Source organism: Desulfovulcanus sp. (assembly GCF_982781345.1).
On sequence record NZ_CEYAEZ010000027.1, the window covers coordinates 1 to 22,119 of the forward strand.

Here is a 22,119-nt window from a genome sequence, read left to right on the forward strand (position 1 = left end):
TTTCAGAAACCAAGACTTTCAATCAGCGGTTAAAATGGGGTTTGGCCACAGACTCTATAACGTTGCTGCTCCCACCTGCTTATGTTTATGAGCAATGTAGTCAGCAACCATATTAAAAAGCAAGGTAAAGACAAAAAGTACAACGCCTATGGCGAATAGTGCGTGATAGTGATCGCTCCTAAAGGGAGCTTCGGCCATTTCCGCAGCAATACTTGCAGGCATGGGCCGGACAGGATCAAAGATACTCTCTGGAATCATGGCTGCGCCGCCAGCGACCATGAGCACAACCATGGTCTCGCCAATAGCCCTGGACATGCCTAAAATAACGGCTGTGCTTATACCGGATAACGAAGCCGGTAAGACAACCCGAACAATGGTTTGCAAGTGAGTTGCTCCTAAACCTAAAGAGGCCTCTTTAAGTTCTGCAGGCACACTGTAAATAGCGTCTTCAGAAATACTACAAATTGTGGGTATAGACATAAAAGCAAGCATTAAGGAGGCATTAAAAAGGTTAAGTCCGGTGGGTAGATCAAAATACTCCTGTAAAAAAGGGGCCACCACTACCATTCCGAAAAAACCAATCACTACGGAAGGCAAGGCTGCCAAAAGTTCAACCACAGGTTTAACTATACTCCGTATTTTTGATCCTGCGATTTCTGCCAGATAAATGGCGGTCATGATCCCTAAAGGCACAGCAATAAGCGAAGATAAAACCGTGACTAATAACGAGCCCATAAAAAGAGGAAAGATACCAAAAGATGGCGGCTCAGATGTAGGGTACCATTCAGTACCCAGAAAAAATTCTTTAAATGAAACGTGCTTGAAAATGGGTAGACCTTCATAAAATAAAAAAAACATGATCAGACCCAAAATAATTATAGACCCACAGGCAATACTTAAAAAAGCAAGTTTTATCAGTTGTTCTCTTTTCTGACGACTAAACATACTTCTTCTTATCCTCTCATTAACGACCCGACTTTTACCTACACATCAGTAGCAACAACAAAAAACTCCAGAACAGCGAAACGCTGCATTGGAGACATGCACGATTCAACAACTAAGGGCTAAAGGCATTAGGGGTATTTTTTTAGCCCTAAGCCTTTAGCCTCATAAGGTCTCTCTAGTAGAGAGGCACAAAGCCAACTTCTTTGACCAGTTTTTGTCCTTTTTGTGGATGGAGAACATACCGGATAAACTTGGCTACATCACCTGTTGGCCAACCTTGTGTAAACATGAACAGGCTGCGTGCAATGGGAAAACTACCATCCAAAGCAGTAGCTGGGGTACCAGTCACCCCATTCACCTTAACCACTTTTATATCTTTGTTCAAATAACCAATACCTACATAACCAATAGCATATTTATTCTTGGCCACTACCTGGGCCACAGCACCGTTCGAGGCCTGGAGCTGAGCCCCGGCATAGACACGAGCACCCTTTAAGACCTTCTTTTCCCATACTTCATAAGTTCCGGAAGATGTATCTCTTGAAATCACTACAATTCTTCTGTCCTCTCCGCCAACGTCCTTCCAATTTTTAACTCTACCAGTATAGATAGCCTTGAGTTGCTCCAAGGTCAGGTTGGACACCGGATTAGAAGGATGAACAACAGGGACAATACAATCATAAGCCACGGCAAAGGGAACTGGATACTTACCTTTGGAAACAGCAAGTTTTATCTCTTTGTCTTTAATAAACCTTGAACTGTCAGCTATGTCTGTTGTCCCATCAATCAGGGCCTTGATACCATTTCCAGAGCCTCCACCGGATATGGAAATGCTAATGTCCGGAAACTCTTTCATAAACTGCTCGGCAATCTTTTGAGTCACAGGCAAAACCGTGGTTGACCCCTTAATCTGGATGGAACCGGCCCACGCCGAAACTGTAAGCAACAAACTGGCTATAACAGCCATAAACAAAAATAACTTCCTCTTCATCTTAACCTCCTTTTGACTTGTCCAATTTTGTTGACAACTATGTAGAACTTATTTGTTACAGTTTTGTTACAGGAATGCTAAATTTTGATGACAAACAGATTTTTTTTGGCTCAACAGTTTACCCAATCATGACAAAACCACAAAAAATACAAATTAGCCAAGAGCTGCATCAGAGACTGGCGGAGTGATAGGCGAGTATGCGTCTGATGATTTTCCGGTGTCTCCTCTAGGTATGTGACAGTTGAGGAAGAGGAAACAAGGCGGGAATAGATCATTCTCTTTACGTAAAACCAAAAAACTTTTCTGATTCGCCTGATAATCACACCCTATAAACCATATAGCCTTTATAAGCTAGTATCCTTACAAAATTTTAACCAGCATTATTCCACTGGAAACAGACTAAAAGAGCAATTTTTTCATGCTAACTTAACTCCGCGAAAATTTATAGCCTAAACCCTATATCTGTCAGGGCAAACGCACCTAAATTGAAAAAATTCTCGCGCCAAGACGCAAAGACGCCAAGGGTAGAAATAGCGAAAGCGTCAACTCTGTCAGCAAGACGCTGACAAACCTGACTTACTGGCCTTTCAGGCCAGGATAATCGACCCAAAGGGCCGAGAATCTTTTGTTCGGCTTGTTCCCTTAAGCCGAACAAAAGCCTTTGTTTTCCTTGGCGACTTGGCGGCTTGGCGCGATGTTTTCTCTTAAAAATCAGAAGGGTTTGCCCTGCTATATCTGTGAACAGGTGCTTCTGCTTCGCAAAAGGAGCCAGTCCTCAGTAACTCACCAAAACAACTTGATTATATTCTGTGATAACAACACGTTGGCAAAAATTTCACGGACTCTGATAAATGATGAGATGATGTTAAATGATAGCAAACGGTTAAGGGAGGGATTATCACGAAGATGCAACGCGTGAAATTTGAGGCAAGTAAGAAAGGAGAAGAGCGACCAACAAGGGGCTCAATGCCGCCAACAACTATTTTGAAGTACCCTGCTCCTCATTTCGCTGGTGCTGAGTACGTCTGGGGCACTCTGTGTTGGCGGCAGCTTGGCCTGGCAGGCCTTAATCTTCCAGGACATCCATCAAAAACTTTCCATTCTCGTAAATGGTTATCCGTTCCTTATTTTTAAGATAGGCATAAACAACCTTGGCTTCCGTATTCACCAGATCCCAGTGCAGGGCTGAATCATTAAATCCGAGTTCTTTTTTCTTATCGGGAGTCAATTCTTTCGGGTCACCAGCATAGGTATCGGCATAAGAGGCTCCAACAGCAACATGACAATTACCAAATTCTCCTCCGAAGTTTTCATCATAAAGGGTATGGGCCATAAATTTACTGATACGGGAAAAGCGCTTATCGGTCAGTGAAAACTCGCCCAGGAAAGAAGCGCCTTTATCCATGTTTAGTTGTTTGCGCACAAACTCCTCTCCTTCCTCAGCCTTTACATCAATCACCTGGCCTTCTTTAAATTCCAGGCGCACTCCGCGGACGACATTGCCGCTGCGATAGGATGGCTGGTCCGCAAAATAAACGCCTTCGGTATAACGGTAGTCCGGCGATAAAAAGAGTTCAAAACTGGGGATATTATGCCCGGAAACACCCAGCCACCGCCGCATCTCTCCCTGGTAAACCTTCAGGTCTGTGTTTTCGGACATGATATGAAAATATTCTACTTCCAGGCTGTTGAGCCAACCTTTTACTTCTTGAGCCAGATTATAGACCCTTTCCCAATCCGAACAAGGATCGTCATGATCCAGATACACTGCCTTTATCACCTGCTCGGTATATTCTTCCAAACTTAAGCCGGCCTTGCTGGCAAGCTCCTGAGTAGGATAAAGACACAGGGTCCAGCCAAAATCCCCCTGGTTTTCCCTCTTTTCCAGGATATCGCGCAAATACTTTTTGGCCACAGCCAGTTTGCCGATACGAGACGGATCAATATCTTTCAGGTGAGTTAAAGATTCAGGCCCAAGCAAGGAAATAAGACCATTCAAATGATTATAAAGCTCTTCATCTCCCGGCACCTTGAAAGTGATCTGTTCGTCAGAAGCATGGGTGAAAAAGGTCTTTTCCATGTCCTCGGGCAAATTAATGCGCACCACGGGATTTAATCCAAGTTCCAGTAATTTTTGAAACACCTTGTCTGCCAAAGGCAAAGCTGACTTGTCTGTGCGCAGCAAAATAATATCCCCTTTGGCAAATTGCTTTGTGCGGGCCTTTCTCATACCCCAAATCAATACTTTAGCATAATTGTCCAACTGTGTATCCGTAAACATATCCTTCTCCATGGCTTTAAATTTTCACGCCAAGTCTTGCGGCAATCAACTCCTTTTTTTTCTCAGAAAAAACAAAACTCTCTTCCAAAGGCAAGTTATGGCTTTTCAAAAAATCTTGAAACAATTCATAATAGGTCTTTTTTGTCCCTTGTTCGACTACCAGTCGTAATATTTTGGCTGCCTGAAAAATTTTATCGCCCTCTATTTCTATAAAATTTCCAAAAGGCAAAATATCCAGACAAATTTTACAATCCTCGAGTTCCCACTTCTGTCTGAATTTCTCATAACTTAAAAAAGGGAAAAAACCCAAGGTCTTAAAAATTTTTTCTAAAATATAAATATCCTCCACCTTGGCTTCCAATTCTTCTCTTTTCTTAACTGGGCCATCCGTGTCCACCTCGGGAAATTTTAAGGTAAGGACATGGTCTAAGCCTTTGCGCAAGCGCAAAAGAATATCTTTCTCTTTAAGTAGTTGTTCCTGCGTATCCAGTACAATATTTTGTTCAAAATACCAGGGCGAAAGCTTTCTCCCTTTATTTTTTAAAATCGGGACAAGTGTATCAAAATCTTCCACCGGGAACTTGAGTTCTACTTCTATAGCCATTTGTCTCCTTGAACCTGATAGGGCTTTGCTTTAATATAAAAAAATAAAATAGGAGGCAACAAAATGAAGTTACCAGAACAGGCCGAACGTATCCGTATTTTTATCGGAGAAGATGATAAGTTTGATAACAAACCCTTGTATGAACAGATAGTGCTTAAAGCCAGAGAAATGGGCCTGGCAGGGGCTACGGTGCTACGCGGGGTCTTGGGTTATGGAGCAAACAGCCGGATCCACAGTTCAAAAATTTTGCGCCTTTCCGAAGACATGCCCCTGGTTATTGAAATTGTGGATACATCCGACAAAATCAATACCTTTTTACAAACCATCGACCCCATGCTCAAGGAAGGGTTAATCACCAGAGAACCAGTGCAGGTTATTTTCTATCGGCACAGCTGAAACGAGGAAACGGAGAAACCGGGACGCGGAGATTACTTGATTCGCCATTTATACGTTTCTCCGTTTCCTCGTTTCCTTATCTAAGCATCTTTACTGCGCAAAACTCGCCGCACATGGCACATTCTTCTTTGCCCGCAAAATCCTTACGTCTTCTCTTTACCGTCTCAGGATCAAGCGCCAAGGAAGTTATGCGCTCCCAGTCAAGCTCTTTTCTGGCTTTGGAAATCTCGTTATTACGCTCAGTTGCATCTTTCCGACCCATGGCAACTTCTGCGCTATGAGCAGCAATAAGCGAAGCAACCACCCCTTCATGGACATCTTCTAAAGTCGGCAAGGTTAAGTGTTCAGCAGGGGTTAAATAACATAAGAAGTCTGCCCCGTTTATAGCAGCCAAAGCACCGCCAATGGCTCCGGCGATATGATCATAACCAGGGGCAACATCCGTAGTGAGAGGTCCTAGTACATATAGAGGGGCATTGTGGCAAAGTTGTTTTATACCTCGAATCTGACTCTCTATAAGATGCAAAGGAACATGCCCGGGACCCTCGATCATAACCTGGACCCCCTCTTCCCAGGCCTTTAAAGTAAGCTCTGAAAGGACAATTACCTCTTCCCACTGGGCTGCATCGCCAGCATCAGCGCCTGCACCCGGACGCATACCATCACCCAGGCTTAGAGTCAGATTATATTCTTTGGCCAATTTCAAAAGATCATCATAATGTTCATAAAGTGGATTTTCCTTGTTGTTTACTTGCATCCATTTGGTCAAAATCGACCCGCCCCTCGAAACAATGCCCAGGAGTCGCTGTCCCTCTTTCACCAGGCTGGCCGCCCTCTTTGTCACACCGCAATGCACGGTCATAAAGTCCACACCTTGTTCAGCCTGTTTATGGATCTCTTCAAAAATCTCCTGAGTTGACATCCGGCTCGGGTCTTGTCCCTGACTAATATATTTTTGAGCCACAGAATAAATAGGCACCGTGCCTACTGGCAAAGGAGAATGATCAATTATTAGCTTGCGGATCTCATCCAAATTACCGGCTGTAGATAAATCCATTATCGTATGTGCCCCGCTGTTGTAAGCTACCTGAACTTTCTTCAGTTCCAACTCCAGATCATTGATAAAGGGCGAAGTACCAATATTGGCGTTAACTTTAATACGAGCCGGCTGGCCAATTAAAATCGGTAACACATTACCATGGTTAGGATTTGCCAGGACAACCATGGAGCCTTTTTGCACACTTTGCTTGATTGTCTCACTTGATAATTGTTCAGCTTGTGCAATGGCATCTAAATTTTTATCTAAAATTTCAGCTAAAACATTATTTTTGGTAAGCATGTCCAACTTTATTCTCCTTGTACCAATTTAAGCACGCTCTTTTTTATACCATCTTTCCCTAAACCCAACATTCGCCGCAAAATCTTTTGCGGACCATGTTCAACAAACTTGTTCGGAAGTCCAATCCTTTTTATCATCAAATTGGTTAAAAGACCATTGTCAGCTAAAAATTCTAAAACTGCGGAGCCAAACCCCCCAGCCAGAACATTTTCTTCTACCAGCAGGAGCTTATTAAACTTGGACGCCAGTTGCCTTAAATCATCCTCTGGCAAAGGTTTGACAAAACGGGCATTATAAACTGCTATCTGTAAATCATTTTCTTCTTCTAACTCCCGGGCAGCTTCCAAAGCTGGGTACACGCGGCTGCCGATAGCTACAATAAGTCCATCCTGCCCATCGCGAAGCAGCTCCCCCTGGCCCAAGGGGATATTTTGAAAATTATCCTTTAATTCGACACCTACTCCTACCCCGCGGGGATAGCGGATAGCACTGGGACCAGGATAGTTTATAGCTGTGTAAAGTAAATCCTGCAACTCTGCCTCATCTTTTGGAGCCATTAAAGTCATGTTCGGAACATGGCGTAAGTATGACAGATCAAAAGCTCCATGATGGGTCGGCCCATCCTCACCAACCAGCCCACCCCGATCCAGACAGAAAGTAACAGGTAGGTCTTGCAAACACACATCATGCACAATCTGGTCATAAGACCGCTGCAGAAAGGTAGAATATATGGCCACTACCGGCTTAAACCCCTGGGTGGCAAGTCCGGCAGCAAAAGTCACTGCATGTTGTTCACAAATTCCCACATCAAAAAATCTATCAGGAAATTTTTGGGCAAAGGATGATAGACCTGTTCCTTCGGGCATAGCAGCTGTAATAGCTACGATCCGGTCATCTTTTTCAGCCAATGAACATAGTGTCTGACCAAATACGTCCGTATAACTAGGCAAAAAACATGGGCCAAACTTCTTGGCTGCTCCTGTTTCAGGTTCAAAACAGCCAACACCGTGAAAATAAGTAGGATTGTTTTCTGCCGGTTTATACCCTTTACCCTTTTTGGTCAGCACATGAACCAGAAGTGGCCCATCCAAGGTCTTGATGTGCTCAAAAAACTCAATAAGTCTTTTTAGATTATGTCCATCAATAGGGCCCAAATAATTAAATTTAAAGGCCTCGAACAGCATACCAGGAGTAAAAAAACTCTTTAAAGACTCTTCGCTACGCCGGGCATAATGAACAAGCTCATCGCCAATTTTTGGGATCTGACGCATCCAGGCTTCCATTTCTTTTTTAAACCTGAGCACCCAGCGAGAAGTCAATTTTCTACTTAAGAACGAAGACAAGGCGCCAACATTTTTGGCAATGGACATTTCATTATCATTTAAGATTACAATCAAATCCCTGTCCAGGTCGCCAGCCTGATTCAACCCCTCGTAGGCCAGACCTCCGGTCATGGAGCCATCGCCAATAATGGCCAGCACCTTTTGACTTTGCCCTAAAATATCTCTGGCCACAGCCATACCCAACCCTGCAGAAATAGATGTGCTGGAATGGCCGACTCCAAAATGATCATAAACACTTTCTGAAGGCTTGGGAAACCCGCTGATGCCACCAAGACGGCGCAAAGTATGAAAATTGTCTTTCCGGCCTGTCAAAATCTTATAAGCATATGCCTGATGCCCCACATCCCAGATAAATTTATCGTGGCCTGGGTCAAATACTTTAAGCAAAGCCAAAGTCAGCTCAACGACCCCTAAAGATGGAGCCAAATGCCCTCCATTTTTGGCCACTACTTCTATAATCAGCTCTCTGATCTCTTTGGCTAGTTCGGCCAGATCGTCTAATGAAAGAGAGGAAATATCTTGCGGCCTATCAATTCGTGCAAGAATCTTTTTAGTCATTGTTCCTTACTCTCACGAAAAAGGCGGCCATCAAGCCGCCTCTTTTACCAGACTTTTTCGGCCTGTTCCTGCATGGCCTTTTCCTGCTCTTCAAACGATGTAAACCCTGCCTGATGGAGAGCATCGTTTACGGTGCTCTGCCAATCCCAATTGGCATAAATTACTGGTTTATGGAAAATAGAGCGAAAAGCTTCCAATTCCTGACGATAAAAATCTTCCTTAGCCGAACCTAAATTAGAATATAGTTGTTCATGTAAACGAGAGAGCTCTCCCTCGTACCAATCCATAAGATCTCTATCTGAAGAGTATTTTTTCAAAATATGCTCATAGCCATGTTCTTTGAGCAAATTGTGCAGCCTCTCTAAATGTTGTTTTTTAAGCCACTTACCCAAGTCTTTAGGTTTAATATCCTCCTTTTCCATGGCTGCAATATCATATTTAGTCTGGGCATAGGTGTCAGGAACAACTGAAGCTGAGACTATACCGGCAATACACACCAACCCTCTGATTATTTTACTATTGGATACGCCCTGACCGCAGAAACCAACCTTTTTACCATACTTTTGACCGGTAAAAATGGTCACTAAAATAGCCCAGACAACTGCGGGATCTTCTTCATCATAAATATGCCTCAGCCTGGCATTGTCTCTATCTGTTCCCAGAACCAATTGAGTCATGTCGTTGGAGCCAATGGAAAATCCATCAAACTCCTTGATGAATTCTTTTGCCAGAATGGCATTACTTGGAATTTCTGACATCAAAATCAACTTCAGGCCGTCTTCGCCAGAGCGCAACTTGTGCACATTAGCAAGGTAACGTTTCATACTTCTGGCCTGCTCCAGGGTTCGCACGAAGGGAAGCATCAGCTGTAGATTCTTACCTCCAAAGGCTCCGCGAGCGAGTTTAAAGGCCTCCAACTCCCAATCATGCACATCCCTGGCCACACCCCGATAACCAAGCATGGGGTTGTCTTCAAAATCTTCAAAAAGCAATCCACCCAAAAGGTTACGGTATTCATTAGTCTTGTAGTCAGTTGTCCGGTAAATAATCGGCTTGCCGTAAAAAGCCATGGAAAAAAGAGCCAGACCCTGGGCCAGGGTTTGCACGTAGAGCTCCTTTCCACTGCGGTAACCTTTGAGACGTAAAATTTCGGCAATTTTCTGAGGCAGAGAACGCACATCATCCATCCCCTGCTTCAAACTCACCTTCTGGGCTACATCTGTACGTAGCGCCTTAATTTTGGCCATTACTTCCTGAACAAAAGGATCGTCCTTGATGCGTTCCTCTATTTCTTTGATCTTGTCTTCAATCTCCTGCCGTTTTTGAGTAGACTCAGGATCATTTCCTCCGTGCAGGAGAAGTTCATCAGTATAACCCATAATTACTGCTATATGTTCACGAAGATCAATAGAAGTCTTTAAAGTATCCAATCTCTTGGTGGCCAGATCAAGGTGTTCATCCCATTTATGATCCAACTCTCTTAGCTGGCGATGGATGGCCAGAACCTCGTCCGTACCTTTAGCCCCTTCCTGCTCGGTAAGTTTTTTTACCTCTTGGGCCAGCCCCGTGACTATGCCAACATATTTTCTAAGTTTCAAATCGAGGGTAACAACGCCGGCAGCAAGCTGGTCTTTAATAATTTTGGTCAAATCATCTTCCATTTCTTTTAATTTCTTCTCCACCAGCATCTGCAAACTGCCGTTATCATAGGCTTCCAGGGCCATGGGATGCACCCCTATATTGCCAAGCATAAACTCGGCCCGAAGTAAGCCCACCTCAAAGTCAGGTACTTCTCTTAACCGGGACAAAAATAGGGCCTGCCCGACATCAGCCAGGATCAACCCCACTTTAGTTCTGGTAGCAGGAAGCTTGCTCACATCAATCTCGCCACCAACCTCAACTAAAGGCAGAAGACCTCGATATACTTTACCCCTGGAACCATCTACTGTGACCTCTTCACCATCCAGATTGCGCAATACCTCCAACCGTTTCACCCCAATCACAGCAGGGATACCAAGTTCACGGGAGGTAATTGCTGCATGGCTTGTGTCTCCGCCTGCGTCGGCAATAATAGCCGAAGCAACACGCATGCCCGGAACCATATCCGGATCAGTACGTTCGGCAGCGAGCACATCCCCCTTGCCAATTTTATTTAATTCCAGTGCGGACCTTAGAAAACGTACAGTTCCTTGCCCGGCACCCCTGGAAGCTCCATTACCTTCAACTATCACCTCTGCATTTTCCAGAGCCTGTTGATCAACCTCCATCCGACGCATGAAAATAGTGTGGGGATGCTTTTCTAGCTCCTCGTTCCATCTTGTCTCTGGACGGGCCTGGACAAACCATAACCTGTCCCATTTATCAATGCAGAATTCTGTATCCATGATCATGCCGCCATAGGCTTTACTGATGGCCCGTACCCCCTTGGCCACCATTTCGGCCTGAGCAAGAGACAAAGACCAGCGGCATGCCTGATCTTCCGGCACCTCAACTACCTTTGTGCCTTCTCCGTCATCATCATAAACAATCTTCTTTCCTTTATAACCCATGAAGCGGATTACTACTTCTTGTCCATCGTCACGCTGATAGACATAAAATTTATCCGGTGTGACCATGCCACTGACCACAGCCTCGCCCAGACCGTAACTTGCATCGATAGATACCAAGTCTTTGCGGTCTGTACCCCGGCAGCCAGTTGCAGTATCGGCACTAAAAGCAGTCCCGGAAATAACCGGGTTTATCATGCGCATGATACATACAGACAATGAAGTATTTTCGATGGCCCATTCTTTCTTGGCCTGAATGGCAATGGAATCATCGCCTGTACTTTCTGCCTTGGCTACCGCATCCAGAATGGCCTCCCGGCGATAGGTCATACTCCGTAAATTATAGGCCGAAGCACAATCCCAGTGATATGCTTCAACCACAGCATTTTCACCAACAATATTTAAATATGTATCCTGGAGTCCGGCAAAAGCTTTCTTTCTGCTGTCCTCACCAGCAGCTGAAGAACGTACAGCAACAGGGACGTTTTCATGACCAGCTTCCTTGCATATTTCCCGATAAGCCTGACGCACTGCCTCTTGAACATCTTTCGGTAAATCCACACTAAGAATGGCTACCTGAACCAAAACAGAACGCTTTCTAAGCTGATCAATTCCTTCTGGAGAGGTGGCAAACCCTTCAACAACATTGTTGATAAAAGTGCGCAAAGGAATAAGAGTCCCCTCTTTCCCGGTTGCATCTCTCACTTTCCTGGCAGTTTTCCGCACAAATTTTTTCAAATACTCTGGATCCTTGTTTATTTCAGCATCGTTCCAATCAATGGTGTCATATTCTTTATCCACAACAGAACGAATTGTTGCGGCATTGACTTTGGTTTCATCTAGGAGTTTATGGAAGGCTAAAGAGGAAATGGCTCTAAATTGGGGGGCTCTGATGTCATCGATGGTACTTATTATAGCAGTATTATAATTTTTCCCTCCGACCAATAGCTCTGCTTCTTCACCAATGGCTTTAATATCCTCACCGGTTAAGACCAATTTTTGTTTGATCTTTTCCACATTTTTGGCCGCCTTTTTTTTACATTGACCCTGTTGCTTCTCTTCTTTGGCCATTACCATCTCCTTTTTTCGTATTTCGTAATTCTTGATTTATAATTTATGTGTTTATGTTTAGAAAAAAGCATGTAACAAATATTATAGAATAATGTGGACAGGAAAGGTTAAACCTTTCCTGTCCACATTATTTTACGGCTCACCTAAAATAAGCTCTCTTCTGTCCACGTCTATCGTCACAACCTTTCCAGTCCAGTTAAATTTATTTGCTTCATTATCCTGGACTTGTTTGACTAGTCAATAGATATTTAAGCAATCTTCTGGCCACAATGAGAAAATATGAAGTTAAGAAGATACGAAGTTAGGAAATTAAGGAAAAAAACTCCTTTCTTGCCTAATTTCTCAACCTCCCAACTTCATCTTAGGCTAAGCAATTTTTTGGCCACAATGATGGCAGAATCTGGCCTCTTCAAGAAGAACAGGCTCCTTACAAGTAAGACAAAGGGTGGGAATAGGCATAAGTTCGACTAAAAGCTCTCCTTCCTTAACCGGGACCATCTTCTTATCCTCTTGATAATCAGCAAATTTGAGTACCCTCTTAACTATACCGTCCACAGGAGAAAGGACTGCCTTTTCCTGTTTCATGATGGAAATGTTAAAGAGTTCTTCACCCTTTTTCACTCTATCTCCCGGCTTTACATGCATGACCCATAAATCACCTGTGCTTGGTGAGCCCACATGATATGGATTATTAGGATCAGCCATCTCGATACCTTTCTGTTCACCTCCTGTGGCTTCGCCCACCTTGACCTGGTAGGTAAAGAACTCGGAATCAAGACTGTACCTGACCACACTCATTCCATTGACGTCCATATTGGATATATCCAGAATAACCATGTGGTGAGGCTTTCCATTGGAATCGTCAAAATCAAGAGAATCACCGGGTTTTAAGCCTTCGAACCAGACATCCAATGGCACGCGGTTAGGATCGCCGAACTGACGGTTAAACTCTATTGTCTTTAAAGCATCACCCGGATGATTTAAATACATAACCAGCTCTTCGGCACTGGGATTACGACCCAGATGTTCGGCCAAAGCCTTTCGTTCAGCTTCAATATCAACATCTTCCAGATCAACTAAAGGCGAATTTTCAGTCCTTTCCAAAAGGGCTTGTTCAAAATGCTCTCCAAAGGCGCTCTCATAAACCCATGCGGGTGGGAAACCTAAGGGCAAACGCCCGAATTTACCTAGTAAGAGGTCACGAAAAGCATCGTTACTTTCCCTATAAAGTTCTAACCTGGCCTTCTTGGTCTCTGCATCCAATTCATTTTCCGGAGTGGTAATCACCTTTTCAAGGACCCGTAACAACTTACGTACGCCCTTTTCTCCACCGCGCTTGTAAGCTCCAGTAACTGCCAGGAATGCTGTATTCCAGGTGATTTGTGAACCAGGTGTTACGTCGTGGTAACGAACTATCTTTCGGGTTCCAGCCAAAAATTTCAACATATAGGGCAAGAGATGGATATAGCCCTGTTTCATAGCCCCTTCCTGGGATGAAGATGTAGCTCCGCCCGGCATGCCGTGTTCAACCACATCATAGTCAATGCCCTGAAAATATGGGGCTGTATATCGATCATAATAGGGCATAATCTGCTTGAGAACAAAACTGCAGTTTCTGATCATCTCCTTGTTCAAATTGACCTTCAGGCCCATCTCCTCCATATACGCAGCTGTGGCCAAAACATCGCCCTGACCGTACCAACGCACAGCCGGACCGATAGCTGTATCAACAATATGAGCCCCGGCCTTGGCTGCTTCAACTACTGTAGGTACAAAAAGGCCGTCTGTATAATGGCGATGATAGTGAAGAACCAGTTCCGGATACTTCTCGCGAATAGCTGAAACCAACTCGCGCATAAACTTAGGAGGACAAACCCCGGCCATATCTTTTAAGCCCAGGATAATCATTTTCTGAGCCTTTTTGCTTGAAACCCCGGCCACATCTTTGACCATATCCAGAATTTCTTGCACCACTCCCATATAATGAGGCACATCAAAACCTTCCGCATAGGACAAGGAAATGGCGGGCTCAAAAATATTGCTTTTGGAATTTAAAGCTACCTCAGCAAAAGGACGCATATTTTCAATATGATTTAAGAAATCAAAACAACGAATTACATCATAGTGTTCGCAGATCATTTCACCGGTAAGGCGCATCAGGTTCTTTGGCTGAGGCTTGTACCCCAAGACGTTAGTCGAGCGAATCAAAATTTGCTTCAAAGTCTTGGGAGCGAACCTATTCCATTCTTCGGCTTCAGTAAAAGGATAGGTCATATTGGCTAACATAGCCACATGAAAATGTGCTCCGCCTCCATTTTCTATGGAAAAAAATCCACAATTATCCAGATAAGGCCCAATAAGTCTGTCTTCGGCTAGACGAAATCTATTACCGCTATTGGATTGGGTAATGTCTCGAGGTGTTGTGTCCGTAAAATGAACATAGCCGGAATCACGAATATAATCTAAAACTGCATCTCTATCACCGCGTGGGTAAGGATAATCATAGCCCTCTTCTTCAATTTCTGGAAGAACAGGAGTAAAACGGCCCAAACGTTTATCATGGACTGTTCGATATTCTCCGAGCTGAACATAAGGATTGTATCCTTTAGCTGAAATCTCGGCTACCAGCCTGGATAAACGCAAAGCTTCGGGCTCTCTGTCTCTATAGATCCTCAAATCGGGATTCTTCTGCACAAAACTGGTATCAAATTCTCCCTTTCTAAACTCAGGATGGTTAATTACGTTGCGGTGGAAAGGAATAGTTGTCTTTACCCCTCCGATAATATATTCGCGCAAGGCCCGATTCATGATCCCCAATACCTTTGGCCAACTATTGCCGTAGGCAATAAGCAAGGAAGCAGCAGAATCATATTGCGAAGGAAAATTATATCCTACACTAATACATGAATCCACGCGGATACCCTGCCCGCCAGGGGACTGGTATCTGGTGATCAATCCTGCATTAGGAGCAAAATCATTTTGTGGGTCTTCACAATTTATACGCACCTGGAAGGCATGATGAAGGGGGATGGTATTCTTTTCATTAAAACGCAGCTCGGCTCCAAAAGCAACTGCTATCTGCTCCTCTACCAAGTCCACTCCATAACGGCATTCGGTAATACCATGTTCAACCTGTAACCTGGTATTTACTTCAATAAGATAGGGATTTCCTTCCTGGTCAACCAGAAATTCTACCGTTGCCAAGGAGTGATAATCCACGGCCTTAATCAGGCGAACAGCATACTCCTTTAATTTTTTCCTGAGTTCCTCAGTCATTTTGGGCCAGGGTGACGGAGTAATCTCTATAAGTTTTTGATGGTTGCGCTGTATTGTGCAATCGCGCTCATCAAAAGCAAAAACATTACCATACTTGTCAGCCACCACCTGAATCTCAATATGCCGGACCGAGGTGAGCAATTTTTCAATAAAGAGGCGGGGATTACCAAAAGAGGCCTGGGCCAGTGTTGAGGCCTTAACAAAAGCATCTTCAAGCTGATCCTCGTCAAAGACCTCGTAAATACCACGGCCTCCACCGCCGCCTTCGGCCTTAAGCATGACCGGCAACCCCATCTCTTTGATAATTCTTCTGGCCTCTTCAATGCTTACCGCACCATCTGAACCGGGCACAATAGGAACATCCAATTTTCTGGCCAAATTACGCAGGGCAACCTTATTACCCAAAAGTTCCATGGCCCTGGATTCCGGACCAATAAAAACAATTCCGGCCTCTCTACATTTATCGGCAAAAGAAAAATTTTCCGAGGCAAATCCCCACCCCGGATGAATTGCCACGACTCCTAATGATTTGGCTTTCCTGATAATCCGATCAATATCAAGATAGGCCTGATGCTCTTTACCCAAAAGAAGAAGTTCGGCCGCGCTGGAAGTATATGGTGCGGTTTTATCTACGTCTGTAACTGTAAGAACAGAAGTAGCCTGAAAAACTTCGTGGATAGAGCGCATTATCCGTCTGGCTGGTATACCGCGGTTGGCCACCAATATTTTCTTACCTTTTAGCTCCTCTACTACCTGCTCAAATTTCTTCATGGCCATAATAATTCTCCCGTATATAGTTTGGAGGTTAGAGTTTGAAGTTTAGAATTACTTTGTTAATCATTTTAGTTAGGTATAAGTGCACATAAACAAATTTTACGATTCTGGCACAATGTGACAGATAATAACAACTTAGGCTTAAATTATTGAACCTCTATCCTGTGGCAAACAGGCTAACATAAACCAGACAAGTTGTTGAATAGCTTACCGTGAAGTTAATAAGGTACGTTATCTTATTAAATATTCAAAAAAATATAAAACTTAATAAGGCATGTCAAAACAACGTTTGTGCACGGGTCTCTTGTAACACAGATGCAGCGAAAAAATTCATGGTTCAAGCATAACTAAATCAAGTCAAGTCAATTCAACCAGCATCACCCAATATAATACTTCCGGAACTAACCCGAATTAGTTTCTGGCCATTCTTTAAAAGAAGACTTCCATCCATATCCACTCCCACCACTTGACCATATTTAATATCTTTACCCCAACCCACAGCCACTTCCTGGCCAAAATAAGCCAATAACTTGGTAACCGCGCAGGCAAACTGACCTAGAGTATAATGGCTTAAAATATGCATATACCAATTATAGCTCTTATACACAAGTTTGCCCCAAAGCATTATTGGATCTGAATCCCCGAACACCCGGCTCAGATCCCCAGCCTCCACAAAAGTATCATCGCGTAAACTCATTCTGTCCGGGCTAGAAACTATATTCAGACCAAAACCCACCACCACTTTATCCTTCTTTTCCTCCACTAAAACACCACCAACCTTTTTACCTTGAAAGAGCAAGTCATTAGGCCATTTAATTTTAATCTCTGCTCCCAACTCCGCAAGGACTCGAGCAAAGATATAACCGGCTAAAATAGAGCTCTGTGGCTTCCATTTTGCTGGGAGAGCTGGCCAATACCAAGCTGCATAAATATTCCCTGCTGGCGAAACCCAGGCCCTGCGCAACTGTCCTCTCCCAGCCCATTGTTCAAGACACAGGACAGAGTCCCAGATACGGATTTCGCCTTCATCCATTAAAGCCCAGGCGAGATCAAGACTGGAAGAACACCTGCCCGCCACACATATCCGGCCTGAAAACCCTGGATATTTTTGGGTATCTTCCAAGCCAAAAATTTCAGATTTTTTTTGGTTATCTATCGGATATGCTAGCTGAGGATAAACCTTTTTTATGTAAATGGTTTTCATAAGCCCGTAAAAGATTATCTATATCAATTATTGACCAAAAAATGTATCTTGGTTAATTATGTAACTTTAACAACTTAAATAAACTTAAAAGGGGACAAAAATAGCATGCGTATGCTCATAGTCGAAGACAACCCAGTAAATCAGAAGTTAATGACTAAACTTCTATCTGAGTTTGGCCAGTGCGACGTGGCCCAGAACGGCCAGGAAGCAATTGACCTTTTTACCAAAGCCTTGGATGAAAACCATCCTTATGATGTAGTTTTCATGGATATTATGATGCCGGTCATGGATGGGCAAACATCTTTGAAAGAAATCCGCAACATCGAAAAACAAAAAAATGTGCCCATAGGACAGGAAACAAAGGCCATAATGACTACAGCCCTTTCAGATACTAAAAATGTGACTACCGCCTTTTTCAAAGGAATGGCTGATAGTTATCTGACCAAACCCATCTCGCGAGACAAACTTGTCCAGGCCTTAAAAGAAGCTGGATTAATCAATTAATCTAACCTTTAAATTCCTTAAACTGATAAAAAATAGCCCGCAGATATCTCTTAGGCACAAATTTGTCTGATATTCCGGCCAAAGACTCCGTAGCTCCGATTATTAGATAACCGTCTGGCTGAAGAACCTCGGCCAGACGGTTGAATAATTTCTTTCTGTCCTCTGGTTTAAAATAAATGGCCACATTACGACAAAAAATTATATCGAATTTACCCAAAATAGAAAAAGGTTGCATTAAATTAATCTTTTTAAAAGTGACCATTGCCCTTATTTCGTCTTTAATCCGCCAGTTACCATCAGGTGTACGGTTAAAATATTTGATCAATTTATCTTTAGGCATACCACGCTCTATCTCAAACTTATTATATTTGCCATAACTGGCGCGGGCAATAGCCTCATTAGATATGTCCGAGCCCAAAATATAAATCTGGTATTTGTTTAAATCCGGAATAACCTCTTTGACCGCTATGGCTATGCTATATACCTCCTGACCTGTTGAACAGGCCGCACTCCAGATTCTAATCTTTATAGGCATAAATTTTGATGCTTTTTTAGCCCGACGATCGATTAAATCCGGAAGTATTTTGTATTTGAGGAGTTCAAAAGGAGCGTTATCGCGGAAAAACAGGGTTTCCTTAGTTGTGACAGCGTCAATAATAGCCTTTTCCAACCGCTTGGTGGGATCAGCCTTGGCCTTGTTATAGAGCTCCCTATAATTGCTTAAGCCTTCCTGTTCTAAGAGCCCCTTTAACCTTGTTTCTAGCAAATAAGCTTTGCTTTGGTCTAAATAAATTCCTGAAATATTATAGATATACTGAGCCAGTAATTTAACCTCTTCAGGGGTAATCTTCATCTACTTTACAGCCTTTACTTTACAGCCTTTAGCCCTGCGTTGTTTTAGTCTACCTACGCACAGTATTAACTATTTCGGGGGCAATTTTATCCAGCGGAGCTATAATGTCTATCACCCCGGCTTCAATAGCCATTTTAGGCATTCCATAAACTACACATGTCTCCTCATCCTGAGCAATGGTCACCGCACCAAAAGACTTCATGACTTTTAAACCCAGAGTCCCATCACTGCCCATACCAGTCATAATTACCCCTGTAGCCTTGCTTTTAAACTGCCTGGCCACTGACCGGAAAAGATAATCAGCTGCGGGTTTGCAATTATTTTCTGGTGGATCATCAGTTATGCGAAGAACCTTGGTTCCGGCGACACCTGCAGCTACTTTCATGTGCTTCCCGCCCGGGGCAATATACACCGTGTTAGGTGCAAGTGATTCCCCGTCTTCTCCCTCTTTAACCTTCAAGGTACATTTTTGATCAAGGTTGTCAGCGAGAGATTTGGTAAACATGGGCGGCATATGCTGGACGACAACTACAGGGACGCCCAGGTCTCCCGGAAGCATAGGTAGCATTGTAGTCAGGGCATTGGGGCCTCCGGTTGAAATGCCAATAGCCACGATTTCTGACTTCTCCACACGTTTTTCAAGATCAACTTTCCTGACCACCTTACTTGGGACATGAACAACCTTCTCCTTCAGCTTTAAATCTGCTTTTTTTCTCTTCAGGGCCTTCCTTAACTCGTATCTTCTAACAAAGGCCCGAATGCGAGGACGCAAAGCCAACAGCAAAGCCTTAAAATTCTCCTCCAGGCTCTCAGCGTCTGGCTTGGTAATAAAATCAAAGGCCCCCAATTCCAAGGCCTTCATAGTTATTTCGGTTCCACGCTTGGTCAGTGTACTGACCATAATTACGCCAATATCTAGGCCTCTCTTTTTTATTTCTTTTAAAACCCCCAAACCATCCAAAACAGGCATTTCAACATCTAAAGTAATCAAATCCGGTTTCAGGGACTCAATTCTAGTCAAAGCAATTCGGCCGTTGCCTGCCGTTCCAACTACTTCAACTTCAGGAAGCTGAGACAAAACATCACTGATAATTTTACGATAGAAAATGGTATCGTCGACGACTAATACCCGTAATTTCATATTCACCAACCTTTATATACCTAAGCCTGCATCAACTCAAAATTTATTAGGATATAAAAAGCTAACTATCATTATCCACATTAAACCAAAAAGTTACTTTATTTCCCGAACCATAGAATCTCAAGCCATCACAACACTGTTTCAAAAGAAAAATACCCCAACCATGTTCTGAATTGACACTAGGTCTCATATCTGTTTCCAAATGTTCCCAATCAAAACCATTACCAGGATCTTCAACGCTAAAAAAAACTTTATTATCTTTTAATTCAACTATACACTTTATAAACAACTCAGGATTTCTACGTGCTCCGTGAGCTATTGCATTATTTAAGGCTTCGCGTAAGGCCAAAGTCAAATTAAATAACTTAATGTTTTTTTTATGTTCTTTTAAAAAATTCTGTACAATCTGAAGTACAATATCCACATTCTTAAACTCTGCAGGAAATTCAATCTGGATTAAAGAGGAAGAGTGCTTGATTTTAAACACAGCAAACCTAAATATGGGCTAAAAAAATAATTTTTTGAAAAAAAATTCTGAAAAAATAGATAAAGAAGAAAACCTTGAAACTCTGAAATGCTTAAACTAGTTATCTATAACGAAACAAGCAAGTAAGCTTATCCATCAGCGAAGAGCTAATCTTCATGAATTTTAGCTTATTTTCAGACTTCAGTAGCTAAAAGTATTACATCGTCTTCACTCTTATTTTGACCGGAACAGAGAGAATTAACAACCCTACGCACAACTTCATCCAGGTCAAATTTATTGAATTTGGCAATATTTCTTTTAAGCAAATTAAGCCCTTCTTTTCTTTGCCGTCCAGGACCTCTGAATTTTTCGATAAGCCCATCTGTAAACAAGAAAACTCTATCACCTTTTTCAACATTTATAATTTTTTCTTGAACCTGAAAATGATCAAATCCACCTAAAATATCGCCCTCACCATTGATTTCCAAAATTTCTCCATTCTTTTTAGACAAAATAGCCGGTAGATGGCCGGTATTGAAAAGAGAAAGCTTGAACATACTTCGGTCTATAAGGGCAATATTGGCTGTCAGGTACTGTCCTTCCTTAAATATCCGCCGCAGAACCGCATTAATCATCCTCAAACTATCTTCCATGGGGGTAAAGGCATTAATATTTTGGTTAAAAAGCGCCTTTAAGGCTGAAATAAGATAAGCCGTGCCCAAATCATGTCCGCTTATGTCGGCTACTATGTAAGCAAAAGAGTTTTCAGCAACAGGAATGACATCTAAAAAATCGCCCCCGACCTCTAACACTGGTTTGTATAGGTAGTAAAATTTTGCCTCTGGTAATTCTTCAGGAAGGACTAAAAATGACTTTTGAACCTGTTTGATATTGGCTAATTTTTGAGCCTGGCTTTCAATTAATTTTTCTTGTGCAAATTTTAAGCTTAAATGTACCTTTACTCTGGCTAGAACCTCGGGCTGAGAAAAGGGTTTGACAATGTAATCGACTCCACCCACTTCCAAACCTTTGACAATATTTTCGGTATCATCCAAAGCAGAAATAAAAATTATAGGAATTTCTCTGGTTTGAGGGTCACTTTTTAGTTTAATACACGTGGTGAATCCATCCTCATTAGGCATCATGATATCCAGAAGAACCAGGTCTGGTTTATGTTCACGAGCTAGCTTACGGCCCTCCTCTCCACTACCGGCCTCTACGGTCAAATAGCCGGCTTTTTTTAGTAAAAGGGTCAGCACCTGCCTGTTTAAAGCAGAATCATCTACAATAAGAATTAAAGGAGTTCTATTATGAATCATCGACCTATATGAATCACCGACCTAATGTTTACTAAAATCAACCTCTCTCCACTGCTAGGACTTCTTCTACATCCAAGATTGCCACCAATTTATTTTTCACATTAAGCACACCCTGAAAATATTTGCCCTGCACGCCTTTAATATTAGATGGTGGTGGAGCTACCTGGTCCCAATCAGCCATGATCACATCTGTGATTTTATCGACCAACAAACCGATATGTTCTTCTTTGGAACTGACAATGATAATTCTGCTTTCCTCTGTAAGGTTTGAGAGCCCTAGACCCAATTTTTTAGCCAAATCTATGATAGTGACAATCCGCCCGCGCAAATTCATAATTCCTAATACATATTCAGGAGCATGAGGAACTTCAGTAAACGATATCTGCTTATTGATCTCCTGAACTTGATCAATATCTATACCGCACAGGGCCTCGCCAATATAAAAACAAGACAATTGAAAATTTCCCGCTTTAGCTGCAATTTTCTCGGCATTATCCATAATACGACC

At 42.8% G+C, this 22,119-nt stretch carries 16 protein-coding genes; 2 read left to right on the forward strand and 14 right to left on the reverse strand.

The window, feature by feature from the left end; translation table 11 throughout:
• Positions 1 to 54: 54 nt before the first annotated feature.
• From pstC to AC3WVG_RS05955, 4 genes are all read right to left on the reverse strand, one after another.
• The gene (pstC, locus tag AC3WVG_RS05940) at positions 55 to 945 is read right to left on the reverse strand and encodes a phosphate ABC transporter permease subunit PstC (protein ID WP_488797248.1); all 891 of its coding nucleotides are present in this window, start codon (positions 943 to 945) and stop codon (positions 55 to 57) included.
• A 175-nt stretch (positions 946 to 1,120) separates the two neighbouring features.
• Positions 1,121 to 1,936 carry a phosphate ABC transporter substrate-binding protein gene (locus AC3WVG_RS05945; protein WP_488797249.1) on the reverse strand — a complete coding sequence of 272 codons (816 nt, stop codon included), beginning with the start codon at positions 1,934 to 1,936 and terminating at the stop codon, positions 1,121 to 1,123.
• A gap of 1,066 nt (positions 1,937 to 3,002) precedes the next feature.
• On the reverse strand, positions 3,003 to 4,217 hold the full coding sequence (locus tag AC3WVG_RS05950; RefSeq protein WP_488797250.1) for an aminopeptidase: 1,215 nt from the start codon (positions 4,215 to 4,217) through the stop codon (positions 3,003 to 3,005).
• A 16-nt stretch (positions 4,218 to 4,233) separates the two neighbouring features.
• Positions 4,234 to 4,821, reverse strand: coding sequence for a class IV adenylate cyclase (locus AC3WVG_RS05955; RefSeq protein ID WP_488797251.1), 588 nt, complete (start codon positions 4,819 to 4,821; stop codon positions 4,234 to 4,236).
• Positions 4,822 to 4,884: 63 nt separating this feature from the next.
• Here AC3WVG_RS05955 and AC3WVG_RS05960 point away from each other — a divergent pair, with 63 nt between their 5' ends.
• Positions 4,885 to 5,217, forward strand: coding sequence for a DUF190 domain-containing protein (locus AC3WVG_RS05960; RefSeq protein ID WP_488797252.1), 333 nt, complete (start codon positions 4,885 to 4,887; stop codon positions 5,215 to 5,217).
• 76 nt (positions 5,218 to 5,293) lie between these two features.
• Here the strand turns inward: AC3WVG_RS05960 and thiC are convergent, their stop codons facing one another.
• From thiC to AC3WVG_RS05985, 5 genes are all read right to left on the reverse strand, one after another.
• On the reverse strand, positions 5,294 to 6,562 hold the full coding sequence (thiC, locus tag AC3WVG_RS05965; RefSeq protein WP_488797253.1) for a phosphomethylpyrimidine synthase ThiC: 1,269 nt from the start codon (positions 6,560 to 6,562) through the stop codon (positions 5,294 to 5,296).
• Positions 6,563 to 6,564: 2 nt separating this feature from the next.
• The gene (gene dxs, locus AC3WVG_RS05970) at positions 6,565 to 8,457 is read right to left on the reverse strand and encodes a 1-deoxy-D-xylulose-5-phosphate synthase (RefSeq protein ID WP_488797254.1); all 1,893 of its coding nucleotides are present in this window, start codon (positions 8,455 to 8,457) and stop codon (positions 6,565 to 6,567) included.
• Between the two features lie 44 nt (positions 8,458 to 8,501).
• Positions 8,502 to 12,074 (reverse strand): PEP/pyruvate-binding domain-containing protein, encoded by a 3,573-nt coding sequence (locus AC3WVG_RS05975; protein ID WP_488797255.1) that lies wholly within the window; start codon positions 12,072 to 12,074, stop codon positions 8,502 to 8,504.
• Between the two features lie 366 nt (positions 12,075 to 12,440).
• Entirely contained in the window at positions 12,441 to 16,127 is a 3,687-nt protein-coding gene (locus AC3WVG_RS05980) for a pyruvate carboxylase (RefSeq protein ID WP_488797256.1), read from the reverse strand.
• 364 nt (positions 16,128 to 16,491) lie between these two features.
• The gene (locus tag AC3WVG_RS05985; protein ID WP_488797257.1) at positions 16,492 to 17,328 is read right to left on the reverse strand and encodes a biotin--[acetyl-CoA-carboxylase] ligase; all 837 of its coding nucleotides are present in this window, start codon (positions 17,326 to 17,328) and stop codon (positions 16,492 to 16,494) included.
• 105 nt (positions 17,329 to 17,433) lie between these two features.
• Between AC3WVG_RS05985 and AC3WVG_RS05990 the strand changes: the two genes are divergently transcribed.
• Entirely contained in the window at positions 17,434 to 17,832 is a 399-nt protein-coding gene (locus AC3WVG_RS05990; protein ID WP_488797258.1) for a response regulator, read from the forward strand.
• 1 nt (position 17,833) lies between these two features.
• Here the strand turns inward: AC3WVG_RS05990 and AC3WVG_RS05995 are convergent, their stop codons facing one another.
• The 5 genes from AC3WVG_RS05995 to AC3WVG_RS06015 form a co-directional block, all read right to left on the reverse strand.
• Positions 17,834 to 18,685: a CheR family methyltransferase gene (locus AC3WVG_RS05995; RefSeq protein ID WP_488797259.1), complete on the reverse strand. Its 852-nt coding sequence runs from the start codon at positions 18,683 to 18,685 to the stop codon at positions 17,834 to 17,836.
• A gap of 49 nt (positions 18,686 to 18,734) precedes the next feature.
• Positions 18,735 to 19,826, reverse strand: coding sequence for a protein-glutamate methylesterase/protein-glutamine glutaminase (locus AC3WVG_RS06000; protein WP_488797260.1), 1,092 nt, complete (start codon positions 19,824 to 19,826; stop codon positions 18,735 to 18,737).
• Between the two features lie 61 nt (positions 19,827 to 19,887).
• A complete protein-coding gene (locus AC3WVG_RS06005; protein ID WP_488797261.1) occupies positions 19,888 to 20,313 on the reverse strand; it encodes an ATP-binding protein in 426 nt (141 codons plus the stop codon).
• Between the two features lie 173 nt (positions 20,314 to 20,486).
• Positions 20,487 to 21,611: a SpoIIE family protein phosphatase gene (locus AC3WVG_RS06010; protein WP_488797262.1), complete on the reverse strand. Its 1,125-nt coding sequence runs from the start codon at positions 21,609 to 21,611 to the stop codon at positions 20,487 to 20,489.
• A 37-nt stretch (positions 21,612 to 21,648) separates the two neighbouring features.
• A complete protein-coding gene (locus tag AC3WVG_RS06015) occupies positions 21,649 to 22,110 on the reverse strand; it encodes a chemotaxis protein CheW (protein ID WP_488797263.1) in 462 nt (153 codons plus the stop codon).
• Positions 22,111 to 22,119 lie beyond the last annotated feature (9 nt).

Coding starts and splice junctions, on each gene's coding strand:
- AC3WVG_RS05950 (WP_488797250.1), bottom strand. CDS start 4,217: ATGTTTACGGATACACAGTTGGACAATTATGCTAAAGTATTGATTTGG.
- AC3WVG_RS05945 (WP_488797249.1), bottom strand. CDS start 1,936: ATGAAGAGGAAGTTATTTTTGTTTATGGCTGTTATAGCCAGTTTGTTG.
- AC3WVG_RS05975 (WP_488797255.1), bottom strand. CDS start 12,074: ATGGCCAAAGAAGAGAAGCAACAGGGTCAATGTAAAAAAAAGGCGGCC.
- AC3WVG_RS06015 (WP_488797263.1), bottom strand. CDS start 22,110: ATGGATAATGCCGAGAAAATTGCAGCTAAAGCGGGAAATTTTCAATTG.
- AC3WVG_RS05985 (WP_488797257.1), bottom strand. CDS start 17,328: ATGAAAACCATTTACATAAAAAAGGTTTATCCTCAGCTAGCATATCCG.
- dxs (WP_488797254.1), bottom strand. CDS start 8,457: ATGACTAAAAAGATTCTTGCACGAATTGATAGGCCGCAAGATATTTCC.
- AC3WVG_RS05990 (WP_488797258.1), top strand. CDS start 17,434: ATGCGTATGCTCATAGTCGAAGACAACCCAGTAAATCAGAAGTTAATG.
- AC3WVG_RS05995 (WP_488797259.1), bottom strand. CDS start 18,685: ATGAAGATTACCCCTGAAGAGGTTAAATTACTGGCTCAGTATATCTAT.
- AC3WVG_RS05980 (WP_488797256.1), bottom strand. CDS start 16,127: ATGGCCATGAAGAAATTTGAGCAGGTAGTAGAGGAGCTAAAAGGTAAG.
- pstC (WP_488797248.1), bottom strand. CDS start 945: ATGTTTAGTCGTCAGAAAAGAGAACAACTGATAAAACTTGCTTTTTTA.
- AC3WVG_RS05960 (WP_488797252.1), top strand. CDS start 4,885: ATGAAGTTACCAGAACAGGCCGAACGTATCCGTATTTTTATCGGAGAA.
- AC3WVG_RS05955 (WP_488797251.1), bottom strand. CDS start 4,821: ATGGCTATAGAAGTAGAACTCAAGTTCCCGGTGGAAGATTTTGATACA.
- AC3WVG_RS06010 (WP_488797262.1), bottom strand. CDS start 21,611: ATGATTCATAATAGAACTCCTTTAATTCTTATTGTAGATGATTCTGCT.
- AC3WVG_RS06000 (WP_488797260.1), bottom strand. CDS start 19,826: ATGAAATTACGGGTATTAGTCGTCGACGATACCATTTTCTATCGTAAA.